This window comes from Burkholderia sp. GW821-FHT14F03 (genome assembly GCF_058803765.1).
In genome coordinates, this window is record NZ_JBXAPG010000049.1 from 46,145 (window position 1) to 53,296 (window position 7,152).

At 55.7% G+C, this 7,152-nt stretch carries 5 protein-coding genes; 1 reads left to right on the forward strand and 4 read right to left on the reverse strand.

Translation table 11 applies throughout. The features are described 5' to 3' along the window. The first annotated feature begins 423 nt into the window (after nt 1–423). On the forward strand, nt 424–1,287 hold the full coding sequence (locus tag AC1RQF_RS27240) for a phage integrase N-terminal domain-containing protein (RefSeq protein WP_492873352.1): 864 nt from the start codon (nt 424–426) through the stop codon (nt 1,285–1,287). A gap of 58 nt (nt 1,288–1,345) precedes the next feature. Here the strand turns inward: AC1RQF_RS27240 and AC1RQF_RS27245 are convergent, their stop codons facing one another. The 4 genes from AC1RQF_RS27245 to AC1RQF_RS27260 form a co-directional block, all read right to left on the reverse strand. Then, a complete protein-coding gene (locus AC1RQF_RS27245; RefSeq protein ID WP_492873353.1) occupies nt 1,346–2,344 on the reverse strand; it encodes a DUF6708 domain-containing protein in 999 nt (332 codons plus the stop codon). Next, entirely contained in the window at nt 2,341–5,187 is a 2,847-nt protein-coding gene (locus tag AC1RQF_RS27250) for a toxin VasX (RefSeq protein WP_492873354.1), read from the reverse strand. The genes AC1RQF_RS27245 and AC1RQF_RS27250 overlap by 4 nt, the downstream gene beginning before the upstream one ends. A gap of 10 nt (nt 5,188–5,197) precedes the next feature. Then, a complete protein-coding gene (locus AC1RQF_RS27255; protein WP_492873355.1) occupies nt 5,198–6,127 on the reverse strand; it encodes a DUF4123 domain-containing protein in 930 nt (309 codons plus the stop codon). A gap of 288 nt (nt 6,128–6,415) precedes the next feature. Continuing rightward, a complete protein-coding gene (locus AC1RQF_RS27260; protein ID WP_492873356.1) occupies nt 6,416–7,045 on the reverse strand; it encodes a tyrosine-type recombinase/integrase in 630 nt (209 codons plus the stop codon). Nucleotides 7,046–7,152: the final 107 nt, after the last annotated feature.

Below are 7,152 nucleotides of genomic sequence, written 5' to 3' on the forward strand. Positions count from 1 at the left end.
AGATGCTGGTTCCTGCAAGCGTCTGCCTAGCCAGGTTGGAACCATCCCCAGGCATGCTCAGGCTCCCCCGCATGCCGCCCCTACCCACGGGGCAGAGCCTTCCCTCTCCGCTTGTTCTCATTCCCTTTGCGCCCACGGCGCGCTATTCCATGGCCATGTTTCGAGTGCAACGCTCGCGAACGGCCTTACCCATCCCACTCACTCAAAGGAGGTTTTTTCACCGCTACTGGCTTGTTTGTTCTCTCGCTGTACCTTCGTTCTGTCTCCCCCCAGGGAGCACGGCGGACGCCTCATTCGAGGCAAACCGGTGTTCTGAGCACCATGCCCTTGTCCTTCGGGAGCCTCGCCTTGGCGAGCCGGCAACTTCACTAACCGATTCGATCTCAGAAAGCAGGACAAGACACAACACTATTGGGGCGCTGTATGGACGATCTGACTTATGGGCTACGGCAGCTATGCCGGCGCAACAAAGACGGCAGCCACACGACCCAGGCCGACCGGATGCGCGGGCTGACCCTGGTCGCTCAACAACTGAGCGAAGCGGGGTTTCGGCGGATGAGCGCAGGCTCGATCAAGGGCAAGCATGTGGAAGCATTGGTGGAGCGCTGGCAGTCCGAAGGACTGTCCCCAGGCACGCTCAAGAACCGTCTGGCGCACCTGCGCTGGTGGGCAGAGAAGGTGGGCAAGGCCGGTGTCATTCCGGCCGACAACACGCGCCTTGGCATCTCTGAAAGGCAGCATGTGACCAACACGGACAAATCAAAGACGTTGGGCGATGCGCTCGACGGTGTGCGCGATGCCCATGTCCAGATGAGTCTGCAATTGCAGCAAGCCTTCGGGTTGCGGCGGGAAGAGTCCATCAAGTTCCAGCCGGGCTATGCAGACCGGGGAGATCACATTGCGCTCAAAGGCAGTTGGACCAAGGGTGGCCGCGAGCGGACTGTGCCGATCACTACGGCTGAGCAGCGCCACGTACTCGATCTGGCGCACCGGTTGGCGGGCGCGGGATCTTTGATCCCGGCGCACAAGAGCTACATTCAGCAGCGGCACACCTATGACGGACAGTGCAAAGCGGCTGGTTTGAGCAACATGCATGGGCTGCGGCATCGCTATGCGCAGGACCGCTATGAAGTGCTGACGGGGTGGAAGGCTCCAGCGGCCGGCGGACCTTCGGCACGGTCACTGCCCCCCGCGCAACGAGCTATGGATTTGCAAGCACGACAGACCATCAGTCGTGAGCTGGGGCACGAGCGCACGCAGATTACGGTGGTCTATCTTGGGCGGTAGTGAGCAGCTGGCGGCGAGGTCGGGTTCCACAGTCGTTCATTGAATAGTGGGCTTGTGCTTACGGATCAATGCGCTCCCCGTTGATACGAATCACTGGAGTACGCTTTTCCTCGAAGCCGCACAGCCGGTCGATCTCCTTAGGGAATTGTGCGTAAGGCACGTTGTATTGAATCCACTCGGCCAGGCTGTCGGGGAATGTCATAGCGATCAGCCATATCACCTTGCCACAAACGCGGAACGGTGAGCGAAGACACGAACCTACCGTAGGAAAATCTTCACGGAACTTGGCAGCCCATTCATGAAACAACCGAGTGAAGGCCTGTTGACGTGTCCCGCGTTGAGGTACTGGCGGTGGTAGAGGCAAGTCCAGGACTCCGTTTTCCATGAAGTGCTGAAGGTACTCCCATAACTGTTTGGCCGAATCTCCCTCATCACGCCATCCCATATTGCCGCAGGCAATGCAGACTTCAGCGGAGGGGCACTGACTGTCGTCCACGGCAATTAAGTACAGGGGATGCCTAGTGGTGAAGCTGGTCTGGCTGGCTATTGGTACATACGCAGCTAGGGGTACAAGAGAGTCCCAATCGAGCACAGTCACATGGGTCTTTCGCGGAGCAACGTAGTAGAGCTTTCGAGTGACGCGGTTCAATCGAATGAAGGCGCCACGCGTACGAGAGGCGCCAGTCACCACATAGAAAATGAATGCCAGGGCGACGGATATCCATGGAACAAGGACGATCTTGAGCCATACCTCTAAGCTCAATGGGCGGGGTGTACCGGAGCTGCCATACGTCAGTATCAGCCATAAGAAGAAGGCCCCACCTATTGAAAACAGAATCATCATTCCTATGGCGCTAGCCCATAGATTTCGTTGATTGTTATCGAAGCTCTCCAGTTCAACACATTTATCATTGATGCGACGGATACCCAATTCTTGTCGAACTGACTCTGGTGAAGCCGACTCGATATTGCCAACCGTCCAGCCATGAGCAAGTCGCGTTGCTCCGAACAGCAGGCTAGGCGGCAGTCTTTTGGTACGTCCCTTTGATTGGATCATTTAGGCGCCTCTACGGGGGTCACCTTATCCATATCGATAGGATCTGAGAAAAGGCTACCTGAGGTAAAAACCAATGGTCTTGGCGCCCCCTGCTGCAACAGGGCGACTTCGGGCATTGATAGACGATCTGGCTGGTACAAGTACTCCAATTCGACAGCCGCATCCTCATGCATAGCGATAGCCCAGCCTCGTTCCACGCCCTGATTGTTGGTTAGCGGGCTGATGAAACAGTTCTCGTCCAGGTTTAGCATGAAGCTGCCCTGGGATTTCAACACTTGAGGATCTATTGGCGGCAGTGTTTTACCGCGCAATGTGACCCGTAACTTGCTATCGAAGTGCTCATTTGCGCTCGTATTTGGCAGAGTACATCGCAGCCGTAGGGTGCCAGCGTTGCTGAAGAATCGGCTGAACATGGTTTCTCCGCTGGCCTCCCACTTCGGGGTGAGCCGTGGTCGAAAATGCAGTGCATACCAAGCCTCTAGCTCTTGATTTAAATCGTAGCGGCGTACATTCACTCCCCAGGCGCTGTGTTTTAGCCATGTGTCGATAGGGCTGTGCCCGGCCTCTCCTGCTTTGACGGTAAACCATACAGTAGCGCCGATTCCCACGGCTGCGATCACCAACCACCCCAAAGGGGTGATGCTTATAGGACCGAGACTGACGGTAGTTCCCCCCATGAGCGTGGCAACAGCGACTACTCCTCCCGACAATGCAGACCCAAGGTAAAGGCGGGCTTGTTGAGGATTAGAATCACCAACTGCGTTAATGGCTCGTATTCCGTCACCAATGGCAAACAAGCCAGCACCAATAGAGCCCGCAACAGTTGTTCCCCACTTAAAGCCCCACACCTTTACTCCTTGGGCAAGGAGTGTATTTCCTCGTCTTGACGAAATCATTGAAGTTGCCAAGGCCCCTATTTCAATGACCGAACCCGCAAAAGCCGCACCAGCACCGAGAATGGTGACTACATTTGCTGTGGATTGGACTTTTCCAAGCTCTTTAATTGCCCCCCGTATCCCCCAGACTGCTAGGACACCTCCGACCCCAGTGAAACCGATGCCTACTGGGCCTCTTACTCGTTCTGCACTAGCAAGCGCCGAAGCCTTCATACGTTTCAGGTTTCGCAGTAGCGGGTTTTCCGTCAGCGGGATCTGTTTGGGTGGACTACCCACGTCGGCAGTGCCAACGGTTTCCCACTCCCAGATTTCGATCCGTTCGACACCGCTCACGCGCGTGGTACCGGGGATCCTACCTGGTTCAGGCAGGGTCTGAAGGTTCCACCGAGCATAGGCATCCTCGCCTAGTGTCAGGTAGCCCTGCAGTTCCATGGAGTAGCGCAAGTAGTCTGCGGCGGTGGTCAAGCGGAAACCAAGTGTGATGCTGAAGCGCCGTTCGCTGACGTGGCGCAGACGTTCAATCTGAACTTTGGCTTTCACCTCCGGAGCAGTTGCTACATAGTGCTGTATCAATCCTGCAAGCGCCTGGGTAGCGACCGTACCTGCGTATTGCTCAACATACTTATCAACAGCACCGAAGATGTTCTTCGCAACCATCAACGGACCGGAGATCCGGTCAAGCAGATACTTGTCACCCGCAGCCAGTGATTTCCACAACGGGCTGTCGCTCGGGTTGGCCTCAATAAGCCGTTCCAGCTCTTTGAGTCCTGCGTCAGTGTGAACGAGCGCTCCTAAGCAGTTTAGAACCGCTGTCTCATAGTCAAGAGCATTCTCTATACACGAAAGGTCAAACAGTCTAAGTGTCTGACCCAGGTATTGGCCTGCGCCAAGCAGTTTCGCCCAACTCACAACATCAGCGCCGGCAACTGCTACCTGTTCGTTGTACGACCCTAATGTCTTCTCATAGGATGGTCTGAATGCCCGAGCGCCTTGAAGGTTCACCAGCTCACGTTGACGGCGAAGCGCTTGAGCACCATCGGCGGTAGCCGAATCTGCGGAGGTCTCAATGCTCTTGAAGTAGCCGTCTATCAGAGCGGCGCTCTGCAGCTTGTGCTTGTTGTTCAGCTGCCAGCTATCACGCTTCTTCACGGAGTCAGCACATAAGTAGTGCAATTCACTGGCAATGCCCATTGGATCTGGCAATGCGACGGCCAGTGGCGCGATATCCATCCGTGGGCGCAATCCAATGTACATATTGCCCAGAATGTTGTTGTGGTTTGGCGCAGTCGCTGAGAACTGAATCTCACTCCAGCCGTAGTACATGGGTATGCCGTACACCGCGGGTTGAACAAGCTCAGGGGTGGCATTGCCAAGCAACACGGCATTGAAGGCATGTTTTTGCTCAGCACCACCCGCTGGTTTGATTTTGACGGCCAGCGTATCGCGCAGCCGGTCCTTGTTCGTTTCGATATCCCAGAGAGTGCGATGCGTAAGCAACGTTTCACTTACCATCAGGTAGACGCTCTCTGCTGTTTTGCTTTCTGGGGCTAACAGGAAGGACTTGGCACCCACGGTATCGGGGCGAGTATGCCGACCAGGGGTAGCGTCGATTTCATCGGGACGGCTCCACCAAATTCGGGCAAATCGTACGTCCTCGGTAACTTGATAGTGCTGCGTCCACATGCGGTCATTTTCGAAATAGCAGAGGTAGACGTAGGTGCCCGGACGCAGCACGCGCAGGCCATAGGCCTTACCTGATGTGAGCGCGGGGTAGCCCTCAGTGCCAAGTGTGGGAAAGACGCCTTTATCTGGGGCCCTGTCCGCGATGCCGTAGCGTAATGGGTAGACCGGAATACACCTCTGACACGGGGGTGGCGAGATAGCTTTACCCAGTTCCTTCTCATTGGGACGATCCGGGCCTAGTGCTATTTTGTAAGTTGTCGTCATCCATCTTCCCTTAAGACATTGTGGTGGCTAAAGCCGCCAGCCGCGCTTCAGCGTCAGTCAACCGCTGTTTCCCCTGCACCTTTAGATTGACCAAGATGTCGCGCAACGCCAGGTCCTTGGCAAAGAGCTCGTGTGAATATTGGAAGCGCAGTTCCATGTAGTGGCGAACGTCGCGTTCCGTGGCTAGCGCCAGTTGATCGGTAGCCTCACGTGCGAAGAGGTTTAGATGTCGCCAGAGCACGGGTTCGTTTTCTGGGCGGTCATACGCCGGGAAGCGCTGACGAACGTCGCGTGCAAAGTCGCGCATGAACCACGCGAGACTGGCTTGGCCAAGCGTAGCCTCATCGTTCACTGTCAAAGCAATGGGCCTTTCCGTTATCGATGAAGTACGAGCGATTAACGGTGCATTGGCAGACAGCCACTCGCCCGACTGCACATCTCCTGCGTACCAGATAAGGCGCTGAATGGGGCCGAACAGCTGAGATAGACGATCCGCTGGCAACCCTTCACAGAGTTCTTCGAGGGGACGCACAGCATGGAGGCTGAAAGCGATCGGAAAACCATCAGCCCCCGTCAACTGGTGCAAGTGCTGTAGATGCGCTACGAGGTTGGTTTCATCATCGGGGCCTAGCAGGATCAATCCCGCCTGACAGCGAAGCCAGTGATCGCGCGCGAAGGTGAAGAGTTGCTCGTCGAGCGGTACCAGCAAAGGTCCCTCACGATAGCCTGGAGAACCGTATTCCCAGGGTGTGTCGCGCCAAACCCAAAAATAATCAAAACTCTTGGCTATCTTCTGCACATCTTGTTCGAGTGTTTCGCTGTGTGCTCCGCTCAGCCAAAGCCAAGGGCGTGCACCCTGTTGCAGCGTGGCCCAGTCCATGAGAGGCAGCGTGTTCACCACTTGACGCGACCACTTTGGTTGATCGGACGTTGCGCCCATCATGCAGCTCCCGTAGGGCCTGGAGCTTTGAGCGATACCTCGAATATCTGCTGGATGTTGAGAATTAGGAAGTCAGACGGAGAAGGCATGGCGTGCTCCCGGGGAGGACGGACCTTACTGGTCGTCCCTAGCGTCAAGTGGTAGTAACCACTTTTAGAAGCATCTTCCTAAGTTTGTAAGTGGGAAGAATCTGAAAAATGAGCAGAATTCCTCCTGCTCTTTGATAGGGCTTGGGGCACACATTGAGCGGCAGATAGCGGACGCTATCTGCCGTATGGCCTGTCAGATTCAGGCCCGTGATACGACAAGACTCGAAGCCGGCGCGAGAGCATCAATGGCGTCAGCCCAGGCTTGCAACATAGCCTTGCGTTGCTCTGAATACTCGGCGCGGTTGTACACACCGCGCACGCCGCCGATGGTGTGGTTTAGCGCCTTCTCCACAACATCAGATGCCCATCCCTTTTCGTGCAAGAGGGTCGATGCTGTGCGCCGCAAGTCATGAATGGTAAAGGCTGGAATCTCCTGCCCCTGCAATGCGACCTTTAGTGCCTTGTTCAGGGCGTTGTGCGCGAATGGCTTGGTTAGAGAACCCCGACCAGGTAGAACCCATTCGCTATTGCCGGCAAGTGTGAGCAATTCCTTGAACAGAAGTACGGCCTGCCTAGACAGATAGACAATGTGCGGCTTCCCTGTCTCCGAGTTTTCTTCGGGGATATGCCATTCTGCTTCATCAAGGTGCAGGTCTTTGCGCTTAGCCAACAGAAGCTCGGATTTGCGAACCAAGGTGAGCAAAATGAGCTGCAAACTTATTTTGAACTGACGCCGGATGTTGGACAGGTGTGCCGCCTGCAGGAACTCCTTGATTTCCTCGGCCGGCAGCGCCCGCTCACGCGAGATCGCTTTGTAGACGTGGCGCATGGGTAGCGCCATGACTGGATTCGCTGAGATCGGACCTGTCCGGGATTTTGTGGGCGGGGCATATCATGAGAGGTAAAAGTCATGGATATGCCGATGCCGAAAAAACG

What these genes read in the sequence shown, in the direction of transcription:
- AC1RQF_RS27255 (WP_492873355.1), bottom strand. Translation starts at nt 6,127, where the DNA reads ATGGGCGCAACGTCCGATCAACCAAAGTGGTCGCGTCAAGTGGTGAAC.
- AC1RQF_RS27245 (WP_492873353.1), bottom strand. Translation starts at nt 2,344, where the DNA reads ATGATCCAATCAAAGGGACGTACCAAAAGACTGCCGCCTAGCCTGCTG.
- AC1RQF_RS27240 (WP_492873352.1), top strand. Translation starts at nt 424, where the DNA reads ATGGACGATCTGACTTATGGGCTACGGCAGCTATGCCGGCGCAACAAA.
- AC1RQF_RS27250 (WP_492873354.1), bottom strand. Translation starts at nt 5,187, where the DNA reads ATGACGACAACTTACAAAATAGCACTAGGCCCGGATCGTCCCAATGAG.
- AC1RQF_RS27260 (WP_492873356.1), bottom strand. Translation starts at nt 7,045, where the DNA reads ATGCGCCACGTCTACAAAGCGATCTCGCGTGAGCGGGCGCTGCCGGCC.